Origin of the sequence: Citrobacter sp. C5_2 (genome assembly GCF_014596845.2) — a bacterium.
GTDB classification, from domain to species: Bacteria; Pseudomonadota; Gammaproteobacteria; order Enterobacterales; family Enterobacteriaceae; genus Citrobacter; species Citrobacter werkmanii.
On record NZ_CP115032.1, the window covers coordinates 19,527 to 39,131 of the forward strand.

19 protein-coding genes are annotated in these 19,605 nt (G+C 53.7%); 12 read left to right on the forward strand and 7 right to left on the reverse strand.

Annotated elements, in window-relative coordinates; all coding sequences use genetic code 11:
* Window positions 1-15: 15 nt before the first annotated feature.
* Both dsdC and ICA20_RS00100 read left to right on the forward strand, forming a co-directional pair.
* The gene (dsdC, locus tag ICA20_RS00095; protein WP_038642948.1) at window positions 16-942 is read left to right on the forward strand and encodes a DNA-binding transcriptional regulator DsdC; all 927 of its coding nucleotides are present in this window, start codon (window positions 16-18) and stop codon (window positions 940-942) included.
* Window positions 943-1,041: 99 nt separating this feature from the next.
* On the forward strand, window positions 1,042-2,103 hold the full coding sequence (locus tag ICA20_RS00100) for a cellulase family glycosylhydrolase (protein ID WP_038635688.1): 1,062 nt from the start codon (window positions 1,042-1,044) through the stop codon (window positions 2,101-2,103).
* Here ICA20_RS00100 and emrD read toward each other — a convergent pair.
* From emrD to tisB, 3 genes are all read right to left on the reverse strand, one after another.
* Entirely contained in the window at window positions 2,030-3,214 is a 1,185-nt protein-coding gene (gene emrD, locus ICA20_RS00105) for a multidrug efflux MFS transporter EmrD (protein WP_038635685.1), read from the reverse strand. The genes ICA20_RS00100 and emrD overlap by 74 nt on opposite strands.
* Before the next feature lie 193 nt (window positions 3,215-3,407).
* Complete coding sequence (locus ICA20_RS00110; protein ID WP_038635683.1) at window positions 3,408-4,241, reverse strand: DMT family transporter; 834 nt, start codon at window positions 4,239-4,241, stop codon at window positions 3,408-3,410.
* A 123-nt stretch (window positions 4,242-4,364) separates the two neighbouring features.
* Complete coding sequence (gene tisB, locus ICA20_RS00115; RefSeq protein ID WP_003023909.1) at window positions 4,365-4,454, reverse strand: type I toxin-antitoxin system toxin TisB; 90 nt, start codon at window positions 4,452-4,454, stop codon at window positions 4,365-4,367.
* A 522-nt stretch (window positions 4,455-4,976) separates the two neighbouring features.
* Between tisB and ivbL the strand changes: the two genes are divergently transcribed.
* The 3 genes from ivbL to ilvN all read left to right on the forward strand — a co-directional run bounded on the left by ivbL (window position 4,977) and on the right by ilvN (window position 7,165).
* Window positions 4,977-5,075, forward strand: coding sequence for an ilvB operon leader peptide IvbL (gene ivbL / locus ICA20_RS00120; protein WP_003827118.1), 99 nt, complete (start codon window positions 4,977-4,979; stop codon window positions 5,073-5,075).
* Between the two features lie 107 nt (window positions 5,076-5,182).
* Complete coding sequence (ilvB, locus tag ICA20_RS00125) at window positions 5,183-6,871, forward strand: acetolactate synthase large subunit (protein ID WP_038635679.1); 1,689 nt, start codon at window positions 5,183-5,185, stop codon at window positions 6,869-6,871.
* 3 nt (window positions 6,872-6,874) lie between these two features.
* Window positions 6,875-7,165 (forward strand): acetolactate synthase small subunit, encoded by a 291-nt coding sequence (gene ilvN, locus ICA20_RS00130; protein ID WP_038635677.1) that lies wholly within the window; start codon window positions 6,875-6,877, stop codon window positions 7,163-7,165.
* A 1-nt stretch (window position 7,166) separates the two neighbouring features.
* Here the strand turns inward: ilvN and ICA20_RS00135 are convergent, their stop codons facing one another.
* Window positions 7,167-7,952 (reverse strand): DeoR family transcriptional regulator, encoded by a 786-nt coding sequence (locus tag ICA20_RS00135; protein WP_038635675.1) that lies wholly within the window; start codon window positions 7,950-7,952, stop codon window positions 7,167-7,169.
* A 324-nt stretch (window positions 7,953-8,276) separates the two neighbouring features.
* Here ICA20_RS00135 and rbsK point away from each other — a divergent pair, with 324 nt between their 5' ends.
* The 7 genes from rbsK to uhpT all read left to right on the forward strand — a co-directional run bounded on the left by rbsK (window position 8,277) and on the right by uhpT (window position 16,676).
* Window positions 8,277-9,197: a ribokinase gene (rbsK, locus tag ICA20_RS00140; RefSeq protein ID WP_149282268.1), complete on the forward strand. Its 921-nt coding sequence runs from the start codon at window positions 8,277-8,279 to the stop codon at window positions 9,195-9,197.
* A 27-nt stretch (window positions 9,198-9,224) separates the two neighbouring features.
* Window positions 9,225-10,541 (forward strand): L-fucose:H+ symporter permease, encoded by a 1,317-nt coding sequence (gene fucP / locus ICA20_RS00145; RefSeq protein WP_038635670.1) that lies wholly within the window; start codon window positions 9,225-9,227, stop codon window positions 10,539-10,541.
* Between the two features lie 11 nt (window positions 10,542-10,552).
* Window positions 10,553-11,566, forward strand: coding sequence for an aldose 1-epimerase family protein (locus ICA20_RS00150; protein WP_038635667.1), 1,014 nt, complete (start codon window positions 10,553-10,555; stop codon window positions 11,564-11,566).
* A gap of 145 nt (window positions 11,567-11,711) precedes the next feature.
* Window positions 11,712-12,305: a transcriptional regulator UhpA gene (gene uhpA / locus ICA20_RS00155; protein WP_038635664.1), complete on the forward strand. Its 594-nt coding sequence runs from the start codon at window positions 11,712-11,714 to the stop codon at window positions 12,303-12,305.
* Window positions 12,302-13,804: a signal transduction histidine-protein kinase/phosphatase UhpB gene (gene uhpB, locus ICA20_RS00160; RefSeq protein ID WP_038635661.1), complete on the forward strand. Its 1,503-nt coding sequence runs from the start codon at window positions 12,302-12,304 to the stop codon at window positions 13,802-13,804. The genes uhpA and uhpB overlap by 4 nt, the downstream gene beginning before the upstream one ends.
* A gap of 9 nt (window positions 13,805-13,813) precedes the next feature.
* Window positions 13,814-15,142 (forward strand): MFS transporter, encoded by a 1,329-nt coding sequence (locus tag ICA20_RS00165; protein ID WP_038635657.1) that lies wholly within the window; start codon window positions 13,814-13,816, stop codon window positions 15,140-15,142.
* A 142-nt stretch (window positions 15,143-15,284) separates the two neighbouring features.
* A complete protein-coding gene (gene uhpT, locus ICA20_RS00170) occupies window positions 15,285-16,676 on the forward strand; it encodes a hexose-6-phosphate:phosphate antiporter (protein WP_038635654.1) in 1,392 nt (463 codons plus the stop codon).
* A gap of 47 nt (window positions 16,677-16,723) precedes the next feature.
* Here uhpT and ICA20_RS00175 read toward each other — a convergent pair whose 3' ends face one another.
* From ICA20_RS00175 to ICA20_RS00185, 3 genes are read right to left on the reverse strand one after another with little or no spacing between them, the layout of a single operon-like run.
* Window positions 16,724-17,344, reverse strand: a complete 621-nt coding sequence (locus tag ICA20_RS00175; protein ID WP_038635651.1) for a 2-dehydro-3-deoxy-6-phosphogalactonate aldolase — start codon at window positions 17,342-17,344, stop codon at window positions 16,724-16,726.
* Window positions 17,337-18,233 carry a 2-dehydro-3-deoxygalactonokinase gene (locus ICA20_RS00180; protein ID WP_038635647.1) on the reverse strand — a complete coding sequence of 299 codons (897 nt, stop codon included), beginning with the start codon at window positions 18,231-18,233 and terminating at the stop codon, window positions 17,337-17,339. The genes ICA20_RS00175 and ICA20_RS00180 overlap by 8 nt, the downstream gene beginning before the upstream one ends.
* Window positions 18,234-18,286: 53 nt before the next feature.
* Complete coding sequence (locus ICA20_RS00185; RefSeq protein WP_051594496.1) at window positions 18,287-19,597, reverse strand: MFS transporter; 1,311 nt, start codon at window positions 19,595-19,597, stop codon at window positions 18,287-18,289.
* Window positions 19,598-19,605 lie beyond the last annotated feature (8 nt).

Sequence of the window (19,605 nt, forward strand, 5' to 3'; positions counted from 1 at the left end):
ATGACAGAGATGAATATGGATCCCCTACGCGAAGTCAGAAACCGACTACTTAACGGCTGGCAGCTGTCAAAGCTGTATACCTTTGAAGTGGCGGCCCGCCATCAGTCGTTTGCGCTGGCGGCAGAGGAGTTGTCATTAAGCCCCAGCGCTGTCAGCCATCGCATTAATCAGTTGGAAGATGAGTTGGGTATTCAACTGTTTGTCCGTTCTCACCGCAAAGTGGAACTGACTCACGAGGGTAAACGGGTGTTCTGGGCGCTGAAATCGTCGCTGGACACGCTTAACCAGGAAATTCTTGATATCAAAAATCAGGAACTGTCGGGGACGCTCACCGTATACTCACGGCCCTCTATCGCCCAGTGTTGGCTGGTTCCGGCGCTCGGCGACTTCACCCGTCGCTACCCGTCGATTTCGCTGACCATGCTGACTGGGAACGACAACGTCAACCTGCAGCGTGCCGGCATCGACCTGGCGATCTATTTTGATGATGCGCCCTCCGCGCAGCTCACGCATCATTTCCTGATGGATGAAGAGATTTTGCCGGTCTGCAGCCCGGACTATGCCTCTCGTTATGGTCTCACTGGCTCGCTGGTGAATTTGCCGCACTGTACGTTGCTGCATGACAGACAGGCGTGGAGCAACGATTCCGGGACCGATGAATGGCACAGCTGGGCGCAGCATTTTGCGGTAAATTTGCCGACATCGTCGGGCATTGGTTTCGATCGTTCTGATTTAGCGGTGATTGCGGCAATGAATCACATCGGCGTAGCGATGGGCCGTAAGAGACTGGTACAAAAACGCCTCGATAGCGGAGAGCTGGTCGCGCCTTTTGGCGATATGGCGCTGAAATGCCATCAGCATTACTACATCACCACGCTGCCCGGCAGGCAGTGGCCGAAAATCGAGGCGTTTATTGGCTGGCTACAGGAGCAGGTTAAATAAGCGGGTCATGCATATTTTTTACGCTTTCTCTCTACACGGAAAGTAAAAAAGCATGCTAAATACGTGATATCACTCCTGATGATTTGCGTAAGGACGACCGTGTTAAAGTCGATTGTTTCCCTGTTACTCTTCGCCAGCGCCACCGTGTGCGCTGCGCAACCTGCGCTGACGGCGGCGTCGTATGCGCAGCAGCTTGGGGTCGGGATGGACGTAGATTGGGCGCGAACCGAGCGTGGCATCCGCGAGTTCGATCCGCTGGTGGTGCGGGATTTCAGGGCGAAAGGCATTTCCCATGTGCGTATTCGCGTGGCGGGAGAACCGACAGAAGCCAGACTGATTCATCTGCGCAAGCTGGTCGAAGCCTGCGAGCAGTATGGCGTAATCCCGATTATTGCTTACCAGGCGGATGAATATAAACAAGATCCCAGCGCCGGTAATGAAAAAGAGGTGGTTAACTGGTGGGTGGCGGTGGCGCATTACTTTGGTCAACGTTCGCCGCTTCTGGGTTTTGACCTGATTTATGAACCTGCGGATAAGCTCAACCATAATCAGGCATCGCTCAACCGGGTGTATGACAAAACGATTCGTACCATCCACGCTATTGACCCGCAACGGATGATCTTCATCGCGCCGCGACTGCGTGCCGCGCCGGAAGAACTGCCAAACCTGAAGTTGCCGCCGCAAAGCCAGAATACCGTGCTGGCCGAATGGCATATCTTCCCGTGGGGGCCGCTGAAAAATAACGGCAAATACCCATGGACGTCAGGGACTGCAGCGGAAAAGACGGCTATTCGCGCCCGTATCAATACCGCCATTCGCTGGCAGCAGAAAACCGGTCATGTGAGTTGGGTAGGCGGCTGGTCGCTGGGAGAAACCATTAAAAATGGACCTTCTGCAGCGCAAATGGCCTTCGCCCGTTTTATGGCGTGCGAGCTGAAGAAAGCGAAGATTCCCTATGCTGTCAATGCGGATACGCAGTTCTATGATGGCGAGGAGGGAGCCTGGCGTCCGGCGCTGGAGCCGTTACTGACGACGATGGTTGCGCCTGAATGTGACAAGCCCGGCGATAAACCGGGCCATCATGCGCTTAAACCGCCTGCCCCTGATGCGACACGCGTGACGCCAGTGGAAGCCAGCATACAAAAATCAGCAGCCCCATAAGGGTCATCAACAGGCCCAGACTGGCTTGTCCGGTCTGCGGCAGCATCGCAGAGAACCACGCCAGCACACCGGAACCAATGTTCTGTAATCCCCCGACCAGCGCGCCGGCAGTGCCCGCCAGGAACGGGAAAGGTTCCATTGCGCCGCTGGTTGCCAGTGGAAACAACATCCCGGCGCCGAAGAAAAACAGCGCGGCGGGAACCAGCAGCGTCCAGACGTTCATCACGTCGAACAGGCCTGGGATCCACATCATCAAACCGGCGACCAGACAGCAAATGACCGACTGCCACATCAGCGTTGAGAAACGCTTGTTCGGGCGACCGGCGAACCAGGCACCGAAAAACGCCGCCGGAATAGGCAGAATAAACAGGATACTGACCACCATGCTGCTTAAACCCAGCCTTGCGCCCAATAATACCCCGGAGCAGGCTTCGAAGACCGCAACGCCCGCCAGGCCGCCGATCAGCATGAGCACGTAACAGGTGAAAGAGCTGTTGCCAAACAGCGTCTTGTAGCTGGCGATAAGCCGTGGACGCGGCGCGCCTGCCGGGCGCGTTTCCGGCATCCAGCGCGCCATGCTAAACGTGACGCCCGCGCACAGAATCAGCAGAAAAATATAACAAGCGCGCCAGTTCCACACGGTATCCAGCATACCGCCAATCAGCGGCGCCAGCAGCGGACTGACCAGGATCCCCATATTCAGCAAACTGTTGGCGTGACGAAGCTGCGTACCTTCATACAGGTCTCGCGGCAAGGTTCGCGCCATCACACCGCCGACGCCTGTTCCCATCCCCTGGATTGCACTGGCGATAATCAGTACCGTCAGGCTGTGGGTGGTGATGGCGACCAGCGTGGCCAGCATAAAAATAGACATCCCGGCGAGGATCACCGGACGGCGGCCAACACGATCGGAAAGTGGGCCGTAAAACAGTTGTGACAGGCCGTAGGTCAGTAGATAGGCGGCCATCACGCTCTGCACCGCCCCTTCGCGAACGTTCAGTTCACGCGCCATATCAGCAATAGCGGGGATATAAATGGTTTGCGCCATCTGTCCAACCGCCACCAGTAATACCAACATCAACAACAAATTGACGCTTCTATGCCTTTTCATTTCGCTGATAACTTTTCAAAAAGTGAAAAAATAAGAATAAGGTGCTGCACTTTCCCGTAAATGCGCGTGGAATCTACCACAACGGAAAAAGAAGGCCAGATAGTAGGCTGGAATGCTTAAGCGATGAACGGCAGGAAATGTAAACAAAAAACGGCAACAAATGTTGCCGGATTGCATCAGGTCGACCAACAGATCATGACAAGCGTAGCAAAACCGCGCCTATGGCAATACCTGCGGCTGCGACAAGACGTATCCCTGCGACCTTCTCTTTCAGCAGCAGCCAGGCGAGCAGCGCGCCAAACAGGATGGAAGTTTCACGCAGCGCAGCGACCACCGCCAACGGCGCCTGGGTCATGGCCCACAGCGCCAGTCCGTAGGAACCCATCGTGCCAATCCCGCCAAGAATACCTTTCTTCCACTGCTGTACCAGATAGCGTGACGCTTCCCGGCGTCTGGCGATCATCGCCCAGGTGAGCAGGCAAGAACCGTTCAGAAAGAAGGTCCACAGCGTATAACCCAACGCGGTTTCTGATAAGCGTACCCCGGTGCCGTCGACCAGCGTGTAACCGGCAATAAAACAGGCGTTAATGAGCGCCAGAACGATCCCGCGTTGCGAGCTGCTGCGTCCGTTAAACGCCATGCCGAGAATAGCCAGGCAGATAGTGGCAATCCCCACCCAGGCAAGCATAGAGAGACTATCGCCAAGGAACAGGACGCTGATAATCGCAACCAGCAACGGTGCGGTGCCGCGCATTAAAGGATAGGTCTGACTCATATCCGAAACCTGATAGGTTTTGGCGACAAGAACCGTGTACACCACTTGTAAGGTCGTTGAGACAGCCAAAAATGGCAGGCTGGCGGCAGAAGGCTGAGGCGCAAAGGGTAAGCAGATCAATGCCATAATCGCAGCCGAGCCGCTGACGCCGATCGCCGAGTACAGTTTATCGTTTCCAGCCTTAACAATGGCATTCCAGCTGGCATGCAGCAACGCGGCGAACAGCAAAATGCAGAAAACAGAAAGCGTCATGGCGGAATTCTTCCCTGAGAATATCATAAAAACGTAACATATTGACGTGTGACAAGCACCTGGGAAAAGGTGAAAGGGGAGCGGAGTGTTACCCGCTCCCCTTAGGTGCGACTTGAATCTGAATTACTTAACGTATTTCAGAACGGCATCAAGTAGTTGCAGTGCTGCAACAATGAGTTTGAGGATAAGAATAGCGATATCCACGAGGCTCATACGCTCTCCTTTTGGTACAAGGAGCACGGTGCTGGCGTACCTCGCCGCTGCCTGTTGCCAGCACCTTTGTTGACATAACACAGTGTGCTCACACGGGGGTTAAGGCGCTGACGGCACCACCCGTTTCAGCCAGGACTTTGATGCGCCGGTTTACGATGCGGCCCCCGCATAACACATTGCGTACCGAAATATTATAGATAAATACTGTATAAATTAACAGTATTTTATGGACGAGACGTCAACATTAGGCCATACTCAACATCATCAAAATTCGTGCCGAAATTGCGTGTTCTTCGCAGAACGCGTATACTTTTCTCGTTGACATAACACAGTGTGCCCGGCGGCTACCAACCGCACAACGCTGAAAAGAACCTCGCTCCGGCGGGGTTTTTTGTTTTTCATCATCACATAGCGAAATGTGATCTTTGACGCATTTTTGTGCAGATGAAAATTTTTCCATTGTCACGCTGAAAAACCTGTGTTTGTATAAATCCAGTTAATCAACAAACAGACAGGTCCCTAATGAACCCTTCCATGCTGACTGCGACCCTACTAAAAACTGCGCCATCTCGCGCAGCGGTCGTCGTGCGTGTGGTGGTGGTCGTCGGCAATGCGCCGTAGGGTCCGGATCAACACACGATTCCAAAACCCCGCCGGCGCAAACCGGGCGGGGTTTTTCGTTTAAGAGACCTGCCCGGAGCAACGGCCCAGAATAAAAGGACTGGAGCATGGCAAGTTCGGGCATAACATCCAAGCGTACGCGTTTTACGGGCGCAGAATTCATCGTTCATTTCCTGGAACGTCAGGGAATCCAGGTAGTCACCGGTATCCCTGGCGGATCGATCCTTCCCGTCTATGACGCGTTAAGCCAAAGCACGAAAATCCGTCATATCCTGGCGCGCCACGAGCAGGGTGCGGGGTTTATCGCGCAAGGCATGGCGCGAACCGATGGTAAACCCGCCGTGTGTATGGCTTGTAGCGGGCCGGGCGCCACCAACCTGGTTACCGCGATTGCCGATGCTCGTCTGGATTCCATCCCGCTGGTGTGTATCACCGGGCAGGTTCCGGCCTCGATGATCGGTACCGACGCCTTCCAGGAAGTCGACACCTACGGTATTTCTATCCCCATCACCAAACACAACTATCTGGTCCGCCATATCAATGAATTACCGCAGGTCATGAGCGATGCGTTCCGCATTGCGCAGTCCGGACGTCCAGGCCCGGTGTGGATAGACATTCCTAAGGATATTCAAACCGCCGTATTTGAAATTGAAGAGATGCCGGAACCCGGGCAGAAAATGGCGGCGCCGGCGTTCAGTCAGGACAGCATTCGCGATGCCGCGGCCATGATTAATGCCGCACAGCGTCCGGTGCTGTACCTCGGCGGCGGCGTGATTAACGCGCCCGCACGCGTGCGTGAACTGGCCGAAAAAGCCATGCTGCCTACCACCATGACCTTGATGGCGCTGGGCATGCTGCCAAAGGCGCATCCGCTGTCGTTAGGCATGCTGGGTATGCACGGCGCGCGCAGCACCAACTTTATTCTGCAAGAAGCGGACTTACTGATTGTTCTGGGCGCACGTTTTGATGACCGGGCGATTGGTAAAACCGAACAGTTCTGCCCGAACGCAAAAATCATCCACGTGGATATCGATCGTGCGGAGCTGGGTAAAATCAAACAGCCGCATGTCGCGATTCAGGCGGATGTCGATGAGGTTCTGGCGCAACTGATTCCATTGGTTGCAGCCCAGCCGCGAGAGGCATGGCATCAGATGGTGGCCGATTTACAACGTGAGTTTCCTTGCGCTATTCCGCAGGAAAGCGACCCGCTCAGTCACTATGGGCTGATCAACGCTGTGGCGGCTTGCGTGGATGACAGCGCCATTATCACCACCGACGTCGGCCAGCATCAGATGTGGGCGGCGCAGGCTTATCCGCTGAACCGTCCGCGTCAGTGGCTGACCTCTGGTGGTCTGGGCACCATGGGATTTGGTCTGCCGGCGGCCATTGGCGCGGCGCTGGCGAACCCGGATAAAAAAGTCCTGTGCTTCTCTGGCGACGGTAGCCTGATGATGAATATTCAGGAAATGGCGACGGCCAGCGAAAATCAGCTGGATATTAAAATCATTCTGATGAATAACGAAGCGCTGGGTCTGGTATATCAGCAGCAGAGCTTGTTCTATAAGCAGGGTGTTTTTGCCGCGACCTATCCGGGGATGATTAACTTTATGCAGATCGCAGCCGGATTTGGTCTGGAAACTTGTGATTTGAATAACGAAGCGGATCCACAGGCAGCGTTGCAGGAAATGATTAATCGTCCTGGACCTGCGCTGATCCACGTGCGTATCGACGCGGAAGAAAAAGTGTACCCGATGGTGCCGCCGGGCGCGGCAAACACTGAAATGGTGGGGGAATAAGCCATGCAACAGCAGACTCATGACAACGTAATCCTGGAACTCACCGTACGCAACCATCCGGGCGTAATGACCCACGTCTGCGGGCTGTTTGCCCGCCGCGCGTTCAACGTGGAAGGTATTCTTTGCCTACCGATCCAGGACAGCGATAAGAGCCGTATCTGGCTACTGGTCAACGACGATCAGCGTCTGGAACAGATGATAAGCCAGATCGACAAACTGGAAGATGTGGTGAAAGTCGCCCGCAACCAGTCAGACCCGTCGATGTTTAATAAAATCTCCGTCTTCTTCGAGTGAGTTAGTCGCCGTCTGAATCCGGGGTAATCACTTTGACAGAGCCGTTCCGGCAGTGGGTTGCGTAATCTGCCGGTAACGGACGGTCGCTTATCAGTACGTCAAAGGTGGAGAGTGGACCAATGCTGGCGGGGGCGACCTCATCGAACAGGGCGTGGCGCGTCAGCAGAATTTTACGTAATCCGCGTTCCATCGCTTTGCGTTTTGTGGCCAGATCGTCCGGATTGAACCAGCTAACGCCGAAATGCTCATGGATTCCGCTGGCGGAGATAAAGACTTTCCGTGGGTTGAGTGCATCCAGCGGGGAGGGATTGCTGGTGTCGTAAAAGGCGTCACTTTTCGCCCGGTAGGTTCCTCCGCAAAGAATCGCTGTGGCGTTGGGTTTTTCATTTAGCGCTACAAACACCCGATGCGAGTAGCAAATCCCGGTAAAGGAAATATCGTCCGGGATCATGCTGACCACCAACGGCATTTCCGCACCATTATCAAAAAAGACCAGATCATTTTCACTCACCAGTCCCGCTGCCAGAATGGCAACCGGTAAATCGTCGCGGTGATACTGCTTTTGCACGGGGAGTGGCGCGTTAACGATGGCAGCAGGTTTGTTCACCATCACAATGTAACCACCGAGCAGCGTGAGGGGTAACGGCTCGTCATCCTGACTGAGATCCCGACGAATAGTCATCACGGAAACTTCCAGCATTCGTGCCGCCTCTTTCAGATGGATTCGGTCGGTCTTCTTCAACAATTCCATCAGACGTCGAATACGTTCTTTCTGCTTGGTTTCCATGTGCTTCTCCACGAATCATATTTCCATGTTCCTTCAGTAACATTTTTGTGTTTCTGAGAACATGACATTGCCGCATTACTATACGTCTGACTATTCGGAAATAAAAGCGTGTTTTTTCACGTTTTATTGATTATATCCAGTTAACTTTCAGTCAATTGTAAGCAACTTCATCATTTTTAGTGTGATCGGATAGCAACATTTAGCGTAATAAATAAACAATAAAATGATCTTCCAATCGCGATCCTAGTCACAAATGATACAAAAGTAACATGATAATGTTATTTTAATATCATTGTTGTGTGATTGTTTCTGAGAGGTAGTAAAATGGATATCGCGGTTATTGGCTCCAACATGGTGGATCTCATCACCTACATCAACCAGATGCCCAAAGAAGGGGAAACGCTGGAAGCGCCGGCGTTCAAAATTGGCTGCGGGGGCAAAGGCGCAAATCAGGCCGTTGCGGCCGCTAAGCTCAATTCCAAAGTGCTGATGCTGACAAAAGTCGGTGATGACATTTTTGCGGATAACACTATTCGTAATCTCGAATCCTGGGGAATTAATACCACCTATGTCGAAAAGGTACCCTGCACCAGCAGCGGTGTCGCACCGATCTTTGTTAATGCCAACTCCAGCAACAGCATTCTGATTATTAAAGGAGCGAACAAATTTCTCTCCCCGGAAGATATCGATCGTGCGGCGGAAGATCTGAAAAAATGTCAGCTTATTATCCTGCAACTGGAAGTGCAGCTGGAAACCGTTTATCACGCGATTGAATTCGGCAAAAAGCACGGTATTGAAGTGTTACTAAATCCCGCCCCTGCATTACGGGAATTAGATATGTCTTATGCCTGTAAATGTGATTTTTTCGTGCCGAATGAAACCGAGCTGGAAATATTAACCGGTATGCCAGTAGATACCTATGACCATATTCGCGCAGCAGCACGTTCTCTGGTTGATAAAGGTCTGAACAATATTATCGTCACCATGGGTGAGAAAGGTGCGTTGTGGATGACGCGTGACCAGGAAGTCCATGTTCCGGCGTTTAGAGTGAACGCTGCCGATACCAGTGGCGCAGGCGACGCTTTCATCGGTTGTTTTGCTCACTATTACGTTCAAAGCGGTGATGTGGAAACCGCCATGAAAAAAGCCGCTCTCTTCGCTGCTTTCAGCGTTACCGGGAAAGGCACTCAATCATCTTATCCAAGCATCGAACAATTTAATGAGTTTCTTACCTTAAACGAATAATACTCCTGCACTGTAAAAGGTAGCACTATGAACGATAAAAACATCATTCAGATGCCTGACGGCTATTTGAATAAGACCCCTCTGTTCCAGTTTATTTTGTTATCCTGTTTATTCCCGTTATGGGGATGCGCAGCCGCATTAAATGATATTCTGATTACGCAATTCAAAAGTGTATTTTCACTCAGTAACTTTGCCTCGGCATTAGTTCAGAGTGCCTTTTATGGCGGCTATTTTTTAATTGCGATCCCGGCATCTCTTGTGATTAAAAAAACCAGTTATAAAATCGCCATCTTAATGGGGCTGACCCTTTATATCGTTGGGTGTACGCTCTTTTTCCCGGCATCGCACATGGCCACCTACACCATGTTCCTTGCGGCGATTTTCGCGATTGCGATTGGCCTGAGTTTCCTGGAAACGGCAGCCAACACCTACAGCTCAATGATAGGCCCAAAAGCCTATGCGACCTTACGCCTGAACATCAGCCAGACCTTTTATCCTATTGGCGCAGCGGCTGGTATTCTGCTGGGTAAATATCTGGTCTTCTCTGAAGGCGAAAGCCTGGAAAAACAGATGGCCGGGATGAACGCCGAGCAGATCCATAACTTTAAAGTGATGATGCTGGAAAATACTCTTGAGCCATACAAGTACATGATTATGGTGCTGGTTGTGGTGATGGTGTTATTCCTGCTGACCCGCTTCCCGACCTGTAAAGTCGCGCAAACCACGAGTCGTAAACGCCCGTCAGCGATGGATACACTGCGTTATCTGGCCAGCAATGCCCGTTTCCGTCGTGGAATTGTGGCGCAATTTCTTTATGTGGGGATGCAGGTCGCGGTGTGGTCATTCACCATCCGTCTGGCACTGGAATTAGGTGATATCAACGAGCGCGACGCCTCAACCTTCATGGTCTATAGCTTCGCCTGCTTCTTTATCGGCAAGTTTATCGCCAACATTTTGATGACACGCTTCAATCCGGAAAAAGTGCTGATTCTCTATTCCATCATTGGTGCCCTGTTCCTCATCTATGTTGCACTGGCGCCAAGTTTCAGCGCTGTGTATGTCGCAGTGCTGGTAAGTGTCCTGTTTGGACCCTGCTGGGCGACAATCTATGCCGGTACGCTTGATACCGTGGATAACGAACATACCGAAATGGCAGGTGCCGTCATTGTTATGGCGATTGTCGGCGCGGCGGTGGTTCCGGCGATTCAAGGCTATGTGGCTGATATGTTCCATTCATTGCAACTTTCGTTCCTGGTTTCCATGCTCTGCTTCGTGTACGTCGGTATCTACTTCTGGCGTGAAAGCAAAGTGCGCAACAACCTGGCTGAAGCGACAGTTTCCTGAGGAGAGCGATCATGACAACACGTATAACGCTGTGGCGAGAACTCTTTGCAGAGCATCCGCGAATCTTACTGAAGAATAGCGACTTCACGGTTACCGCATTTCGTTACGCCAGCGGAGTGGAAGGGCTGAAGGTAGAAAACAGTCGTGGACATCTGGTTATTCTGCCCTGGATGGGGCAAATGATCTGGGATGCTCAGTTTGATGGCCATGACCTGACCATGCGTAACATGTTCAGTCAGCCGAAACCGGCGGCGGAAGTGGTGGCGACCTATGGCTGTTTTGCCTTCCACTCAGGTCTGTTGGCTAATGGTTGCCCATCGCCAGAAGATTCACATCCTTTGCACGGTGAAATGGCTTGTGCCGCGATGGATGAAGCCTGGCTGGATCTGGAGGGTGAGAATTTGCACGTGGGTGGACGCTATGAGTATGTGATGGGGTTCGGTCATCATTATCAGGCGCATCCTGCGGTGGTAATGCACAAAGCGAGCGCGCTGTTTGATATTCAGATGGCGGTTACCAACCTCGCCTCAGTGGCAATGCCGTTGCAGTACATGTGCCATATGAACTATGCCTACGTACCGGAAGCCTCCTTCAGCCAGAATATTCCGGATGAGGCCATGAAGCTGCGTGAGTCGATACCCGCGCATGTTAAGCCGACTGAGCAATGGCTGGCGTTTAATCAGCGGATTGTGCAGGGCGAGGCTTCTCTGGCGCGGCTCAATGAACCCCATTTTTACGATCCGGAAATTGTCTTCTTTGCTGACCAACTGGACAGGTACACAGATAAGCCAGAATTTAGCATGATAGCACCAGATGGCACCACGTTCGTTACACGTTTCTCCAGCGCGGAGCTGAATTATGTGACGCGATGGATCCTGTATAACGGCGATCAACAGGTTGCGGCATTCGCCTTGCCTGCAACCTGTCGACCCGAAGGATTCCTGGCGGCACAACACAATGGCACCTTGATTGAAATAGAACCGCAGCACACCCGGACATTTACCGTCACGACAGGCATAGCCTGATCGCTCAAGGCTTGAACACCAAAGCGCTTATCGTTAAGGTAAGCGCTTTTGCTGGATGGCGGCATAAACGCCTTATCAGGCCTACCTTCCCGTAGGCCTGATAAGCGCAGCGCCATCAGGCGTTTCCCGGCCCCAGGACAAACCCATGATCACCATCGCCCTTATCGACGACCACACTATCGTCCGCTCCGGCTTTGCCCAACTGCTGGGGCTGGAAGCTGATTTGCAGGTTGTGGCGGAATTTGGCTCCGGGCGCGAGGCGCTGGCCGGTTTACCGGGGCGCGGCGTGCAGGTGTGTATTTGCGATATCTCGATGCCCGATATCTCGGGCCTGGAGCTACTCAGCCAACTGCCAAAAGGGATGGCGATCATCATGCTCTCCGTCCACGACAGCCCGGCACTGGTCGAGCAGGCGCTCAACGCAGGCGCGCGTGGCTTTCTTTCAAAACGCTGTAGCCCGGATGAACTGATTGCGGCGGTGCATACCGTGGCGACCGGCGGTTGCTATTTGACGCCGGACATCGCCGTCAAGCTGGCGGCCGGGCGTCAGGATCCGTTGACCAAACGTGAGCGTCAGGTGGCGGAGAAGCTGGCGCAGGGGATGGCGGTGAAAGAGATTGCCGCCGAGCTGGGGCTGTCGCCGAAAACGGTGCACGTTCATCGCGCCAACCTGATGGAAAAGCTGAACGTCAGCAACGATGTTGAACTGGCGCGCCGGATGTTTGACGGCTGGCAATGAACGCACTTTTCTCCCGGTTGATTACCGTTGTCGCCTGTTTCTTTATCTTTTCCGCCGCGTGGTTTTGCCTGTGGAGCATCAGCCTGCATCTGGTCGAACGCCCGGAGCTGGCGGTTCTGCTGTTTCCGTTTGGCCTGCGTCTGGGATTAATGCTGCAATGCCCGCGCGGTTACTGGCCGGTGCTGCTGGGCGCGGAATGGCTGTTGATGTACTGGCTGGCGCAGGAGGTGGCGCTGGCCCATTTGCTACTTTTGATGATCGGAAGCGCCCTCACGCTACTCCCGGTGATGCTGATTTCGCGATACCGCCATCAACGCGACTGGCGCACGTTGCTGTTGCAGGGCGCAGCGCTGACGGCGGCGGCGCTGCTGCAATCGCTGCCGTGGTTGGGGCAGGGGGAGGAAGCGTGGAATGCGCTGTTACTGACCCTGACCGGCGGATTAACGCTGGCGCCGATCTGCCTGGTGTTCTGGCACTACCTCACCAGCACCACCTGGCTGCCGCTCGGCCCGGCGCTGGTGTCACAGCCGGTGAACTGGCGCGGGCGACATCTGGTCTGGTACCTGCTGCTGTTCACCGTCAGCTTGTGGCTACAGCTCGGTTTGCCCGCCGAACTTTCGCGCTTTACGCCGTTTTGTCTCGCTTTACCGATTATTGCGCTCGCCTGGCATTACGGCTGGCAAGGCGCGCTGATTGCGACGTTGATGAACGCCATCGCGCTGATTGCCAGCCAGACCTGGCACGATCACCCGGTCGATTTACTGCTCTCGCTGCTGGTGCAAAGCCTGACCGGACTGCTGCTCGGCGCGGGTATTCAGCGGCTGCGTGAGCTTAACCAGTCGCTGCAAAACGAGCTGGCGCGTAATCATCGGCTGGCGGAACGTCTGCTGGAGACCGAAGAGAGCGTGCGCCGCGACGTGGCGCGCGAGCTGCACGACGATATCGGCCAGACCATCACCGCCATTCGTACGCAGGCGGGTATCGTACAGCGCCTGGCCCCCGAGAACGCGGGCGTTAAGCAAAGCGGGGCGCATATCGAGCAGTTGTCTCTGGGCGTGTACGATTCGGTGCGCCGCCTGCTGGGTCGCCTGCGACCGCGCCAGCTTGACGATCTCACGCTGGAACAGGCCATCCGTTCATTGATGCGCGAAATGGAGCTGGAAAGTCGCGGTATCGTCAGCCACCTTGACTGGCGAATTGATGAGTCATTGCTGAGCGAAAGCCAGCGCGTGACGCTGTTTCGCGTTTGTCAGGAAGGGCTGAACAACATTGTGAAGCATGCCAACGCCAGCGCGGTGACTCTCCAGGGCTGGCAGCAGGATGAGCGGTTGATGCTGGTGATGGAAGATGACGGCAGCGGCCTGCCGCCGGGGTCGAACCAGCAGGGTTTCGGCCTCACCGGTATGCGCGAGCGGGTGACGGCGCTCGGCGGTTCACTCACGATTTCCTGTATGCACGGTACGCGCGTCAGCGTGTCGCTGCCCCAGCGCTACGCCTAAGGAACGGCCATGTTTCAGTTTTTAAAAGCTCCGGCCAGCGCGCCGCTTATCACCGACAAGCAGGAAGTGGACGCCCGCTACCGTTACTGGCGGCGGCATATCCTGCTGACTATCTGGCTCGGCTACGCGCTGTTTTATTTCACGCGCAAAAGCTTTAACGCCGCGGTGCCGGAAATTATCACCAGCGGCGTGCTGACCCGCAGCGATATTGGCCTGCTGGCGACGCTGTTTTACATCACCTACGGGCTGTCGAAATTTGTCTCCGGCATTGTTAGCGATCGCTCCAACGCCCGCTATTTTATGGGCATTGGGCTTATCGCTACCGGCGTGGTTAACATCCTGTTCGGCTTCTCAACCTCGGTCTGGGCCTTTGCCGTACTGTGGGCGCTGAACGCCTTCTTCCAGGGCTGGGGCGCGCCGGTGTGCGCCCGACTGCTCACCGCGTGGTATTCGCGCAACGAGCGCGGCGGCTGGTGGGCAATCTGGAACACCGCGCACAACGTCGGCGGCGCGCTGATTCCGATCGTCATGGCGGCGGCAGCGCTGCATTACGGCTGGCGCGCCGGGATGATGATTGCCGGTACGCTGGCGATCGTGGTGGGCGTTTTTCTTTGCTGGTGGCTGCGCGACAGGCCGCAGGCGATTGGTCTGCCGCCGATTGGCGACTGGCGGCACGATGAGCTGGAAATCGCCCAGCAGCAGGAGGGCGCGGGGTTAACTCGTAAAGAGATCCTCACCAAATATGTGTTGCTCAATCCATATATCTGGCTGTTGTCGCTGTGCTATGTGCTGGTGTACGTGGTACGCGCGGCGATCAACGACTGGGGCAATCTGTATATGTCGGAGACGCTCGGCGTCGATTTGGTCACCGCCAACACCGCCGTCACCATGTTTGAACTGGGCGGGTTTATCGGCGCGCTGGTTGCAGGTTGGGGCTCGGACAAGCTATTCAACGGCAATCGTGGGCCGATGAACCTGATTTTCGCCGCCGGAATTTTGCTCTCCGTGGGCTCGCTGTGGCTGATGCCGTTTGCCAGTTACGTGATGCAGGCGGCGTGCTTCTTCACCACCGGCTTCTTCGTCTTTGGCCCGCAGATGCTGATTGGCATGGCGGCGGCGGAGTGCTCGCACAAGGAGGCGGCGGGTGCGGCGACCGGCTTTGTCGGCCTGTTTGCTTATCTGGGGGCCTCGCTCTCCGGCTGGCCGTTGGCGAAAGTGATGGAGGTCTGGCACTGGAGCGGATTCTTTGTGGTGATCGCCATCGCGGCCGGCATCTCAGCACTGCTGTTGCTGCCGTTCTTAAACGCCCAGGCACCGCGCGATCTCAACGAAGCGTGATGCACCTCACCTTTTTGCCCCGAGTTAGGCAAAACTAAGAAATATTCCCGGTTTCACCTGGACGCTGTCTCAGGCGTGTCTCCCGTCTGATTTTTACAATGCCTGCCATTCGCAGGTAAAAAAATCAGCTCGGGAGTGTCAAATGCTGGCCTTTCTCAACCAGGTGCGCAAGCCGACCCTGGATCTGCCGCTCGATGTGCGGCGCAAAATGTGGTTCAAACCGTTCATGCAGTCCTATCTGGTGGTCTTTATCGGCTACCTGACCATGTACTTGATCCGCAAAAACTTCAACATCGCGCAAAACGACATGATCTCCACCTACGGGCTGAGCATGACGCAGTTGGGGATGATTGGCCTCGGCTTCTCCATCACCTATGGCGTGGGTAAAACCGTGGTTTCCTACTACGCGGACGGCAAAAATACCAAGCAGTTCCTGCCGTTTATGCTGATCCTCTCCGCAATTTGTATGCTCGGCTTCAGCGCCAGCATGGGCGCGGGGTCAACCAGCCTGTTCCTGATGATCGCCTTCTACGCGCTGAGCGGTTTCTTCCAGAGCACCGGCGGCTCGTGCAGCTATTCAACCATCACCAAGTGGACGCCACGCCGTAAGCGCGGTTCCTACCTCGGCATGTGGAATATCTCCCACAACCTCGGCGGTGCGGGTGCGGCGGGCGTCGCGCTGTTCGGCGCGAATTACCTGTTCGATGGCCACGTCATCGGTATGTTTATCTTCCCGTCGATTATTGCCCTGATTGTCGGTTTTATCGGCCTGCGCTACGGCAGCGACTCTCCGGAATCTTATGGCCTCGGTAAAGCCGAAGAGTTGTTCGGCGAGGAGATCAGCGAAGAGGACAAAGAGACCGAAGAAAACGAGATGACCAAATGGCAGATCTTTGTTGAGTACGTGCTGAAAAACAAAGTGATCTGGCTGCTGTGCTTCTCCAACATCTTCCTGTACGTGGTGCGTATCGGTATCGACCAGTGGTCCACCGTCTACGCCTTCCAGGAGCTAAAACTCTCCAAAGAGGTGGCAATTCAGGGCTTTACCCTGTTCGAAGTGGGCGCGCTGGTCGGCACGCTGCTGTGGGGCTGGCTCTCCGATCTCGCTAACGGGCGTCGTGCGCTGGTGGCCTGCGTGGCGCTGGCACTCATCATCGCGACGCTGGGTGTTTACCAGCACGCCAGCAACCAGTACGTCTATCTGGCTTCGCTGTTTGCGCTCGGCTTCCTGGTGTTTGGCCCGCAGTTGTTAATCGGCGTTGCCGCCGTCGGATTTGTGCCGAAAAAAGCGATCGGCGCGGCCGACGGGATTAAAGGCACCTTCGCCTACCTGATTGGCGACAGCTTCGCCAAGCTGGGGCTCGGGATGATTGCCGACGGCACGCCGATTTTCGGTCTCACCGGCTGGGCGGGCACCTTTGCCGCGCTGGATACCGCCGCCATCGGCTGTATCTGCCTGATGGCCATCGTGGCCGTGTTTGAAGAACGTAAAATTCGCCGTGAGAAAAAGATTCAACAATTGAAAGTTGCTTGAGTTAAGTGTGCATTGGTAACTTTTGCCCGCCTTAATGGCGGGCTTTTTTATGCCTGAGACTGACAGAAAGTATTATAAGCCTCGATAAATGCCTTCGCATTTGCGGCTGTTTGGTGGATAGATTGTCCGGCACGATACAGATCGCTGCCTAAGCCGGCACCGAAACAACCTGCCTTCAGGTAATGGGACAAATTGTCTGGCCTAATTCCGCCAACGGCATACAAAGGGACTTGAGGAGGCAAAACGGCTTTTAATGCCCGGATGTAATTCGGTCCCAGTTCCCCCGCAGGGAAAATTTTCAATCCGTCCGCGCCATGCCGGAATGCAACAAATGCTTCGCTGACTGTTTGGCAGCCGATACAGGTGGTCATTTTGGCCGCTCGCGCAGTATCAATTACTTCCGGATCGGTGTTGGGCGTAAGGATAAATGCACATCCCAGCGAAGAGAGTGTGCTGACATCACTGACATTAGTGACCGTTCCGGCACCGATTTTTACTGTATGACCATAATGTTCCACGGCAAGAGCAATACTACGTTGCCAGTCTGGCGAATTCAGCGGTATTTCTATTGTGCTGAATCCGGCTGTGATAAGTGCATCAATATGGGCCAGCACTTCATCGGGCTTCACCCCACGTAAAATAGCGACCAAAGGGTTACGACTATTCATTTAAAAGTCTCCTGATGCCATTAATAAATGCTTTTTCACCGTTACACAGCCGACAGCGATAACCGAAATGATGAAACAGGCTTTGATAGCGGCTGAGCAAATCGTCATTGCCCACCAGAATGACTTCTTCTTCAGTGTTAATGGCATAGTGCTGTAGCATTTGTGCTATTTCATGGCCAATCAATAACCCTGACAGAGATTCGTAAAGCGTATCGGGTAACAACGCATGGGTGAGTATTCTGGCTCTCAGATCAAATAGGCTGCGGGATAAACATGTTTCCTGCCAGCCGCGTTCGGCTCCTGCTAAAAAAGCCTGTTCGTTCTTGTTTTGTTCCTCGGCGTTTTTCCCAACGATGGAGTAGTGTGAAAGTAAGTGGAAAAATTCGCCGGTCATGACGGTTTGAAAATCGCAGACGTTACTCTCTTGTACCTGCACCCATTTGCTGTGTGTTCCCGGGAATACGTACCAGTTCTCATCAGCTAAGGCGCCAAAAAGCTGAGTTTCCTCTCCACGCATGACGTTGTAGTTTTCCGGCCCGGCAATTTGCAGGCCAGGAACGATGAAAGTGGGAAAAGGGCCCGCATCTTCAACCTTTGTTAGGTGCTGTGATAATGCATTTAACGGGGTTGGACAGCGTAAATAGTAGCTATCTACCCACCCGATATTACTGCCCACCATTCCGCTCATTATGACGGTTGTATCTGTGTTTAATGGCCGCGGACACAAACTGAGCAGTGTTAACCAGGTGTCTTTGAATACACCTGGTTGATGTTTGAGTACCCCATTCTGACTGACGTGTTGCCAGACACATTGATTCTGTTGATAGACCCAAATGCGCAGGTTGCTTGAGCCCCAGTCTACGGCAATGAAATTCTCTGAATTGAACATACATCGTTCCTGATGTTGAAAGATGGCCCGTAAACGGGCCAGATTCAGGCGGATTACTCGTCGGTAATGACCATTTTTTTATCAAAGTTGATCAGCAGCGAGCAGATGAGATAACCCACAGCAGCCAGCGCAAAGAACATCATCGCTGCGTAATAGTTCCCCGTGGATTGCACCAGGAAACCGATAAAAATAGGCAGGATGGCTGCAAACAAATTACTGGTGAAGTTCATGGTTCCGCAAATGGTGCCTGCAACTGATTGTGCGCCCAGTAGTCCGGGTATTGACCAGTAAACGCTGGCCCATCGCAGGGGAAAAAGGGCAATAGTGAGCAAGGTAATTGCGACGGCTGGCGTCGAGCTTTGTGCGCAAAGGAAAATACCAACACCAGCGGTGGTAGCCGAAATCGCCAACATCGTATGCATAACGCGGCTTGTTTTTGCTCCTTTGCTGCGCCATTTATCCATAATGTAGCCGCCAGTCAGTTGGCCGACAAAACACAGCAGGAAGATCAGCGCCATTGCTCCGCCCATCGATTTGATATCAAAACCGTAGGTGGCCTGGAAATAGAGCGGTAGCCATGTCATCAGGCCATAGAACACGAAGCTATAGCAGACCCAGCCACAGATAAGTGCAATCACATTACGTTGTTTCAGGTAAGGTTTGATATCGGCCAGACGGTATTTCTTGCTACTGGTTTCAGCACCGTTTGCCGCAACAATATGGTCTAGTTCAGCTTTATTGATGCTGGGGTGTTCTGATGGATAAGTGCGGATGTACCACCAGGCCAGTAAACCGACAATCATTGTTCCCACACCAGCCACCACGAATGCCATACGCCATGAGTCGAAAAAGGCAATAAGTCCGGCGATGATCACCGCACCCAGCGCCGTACCCAATGGCGCGCCGCCATCAAGTAGCATCGAACCACGTCCGCGTTCGGTTGGCGTTAACCATGTGCCCATTAACTTCGCGCCGGCGGGCATGATTGGAGATTCAGTGACGCCTAACCCCAGACGAGAAAGTGAAAGGGTGAAAATAGAGTGACACAGAGCCGCAACGGCTTGAAATGCTCCCCATAAGATAGTGGCCAGCGCAATGATATGTCTGGCTTTGAATTTATCAGCAATGACCCCACTGGGGATTTGCATTAATGCATAAGCCCAGAAAAAGGCACTATGAATCACACCAACAACGCGAGTATCGGTAATACCAAATTCATCTGTAATATAAGGCATAGCAATAGAAAGAGAGGTGCGGTCAATATAGTTAATAGCACCTAATAAGAGCATAATAATAAATATGCGCCACCTTACTGTTGTTGCCTTTAATTTTTCTTCTTCAGTATTTACGTTAACAATAGACATAAGGGCTC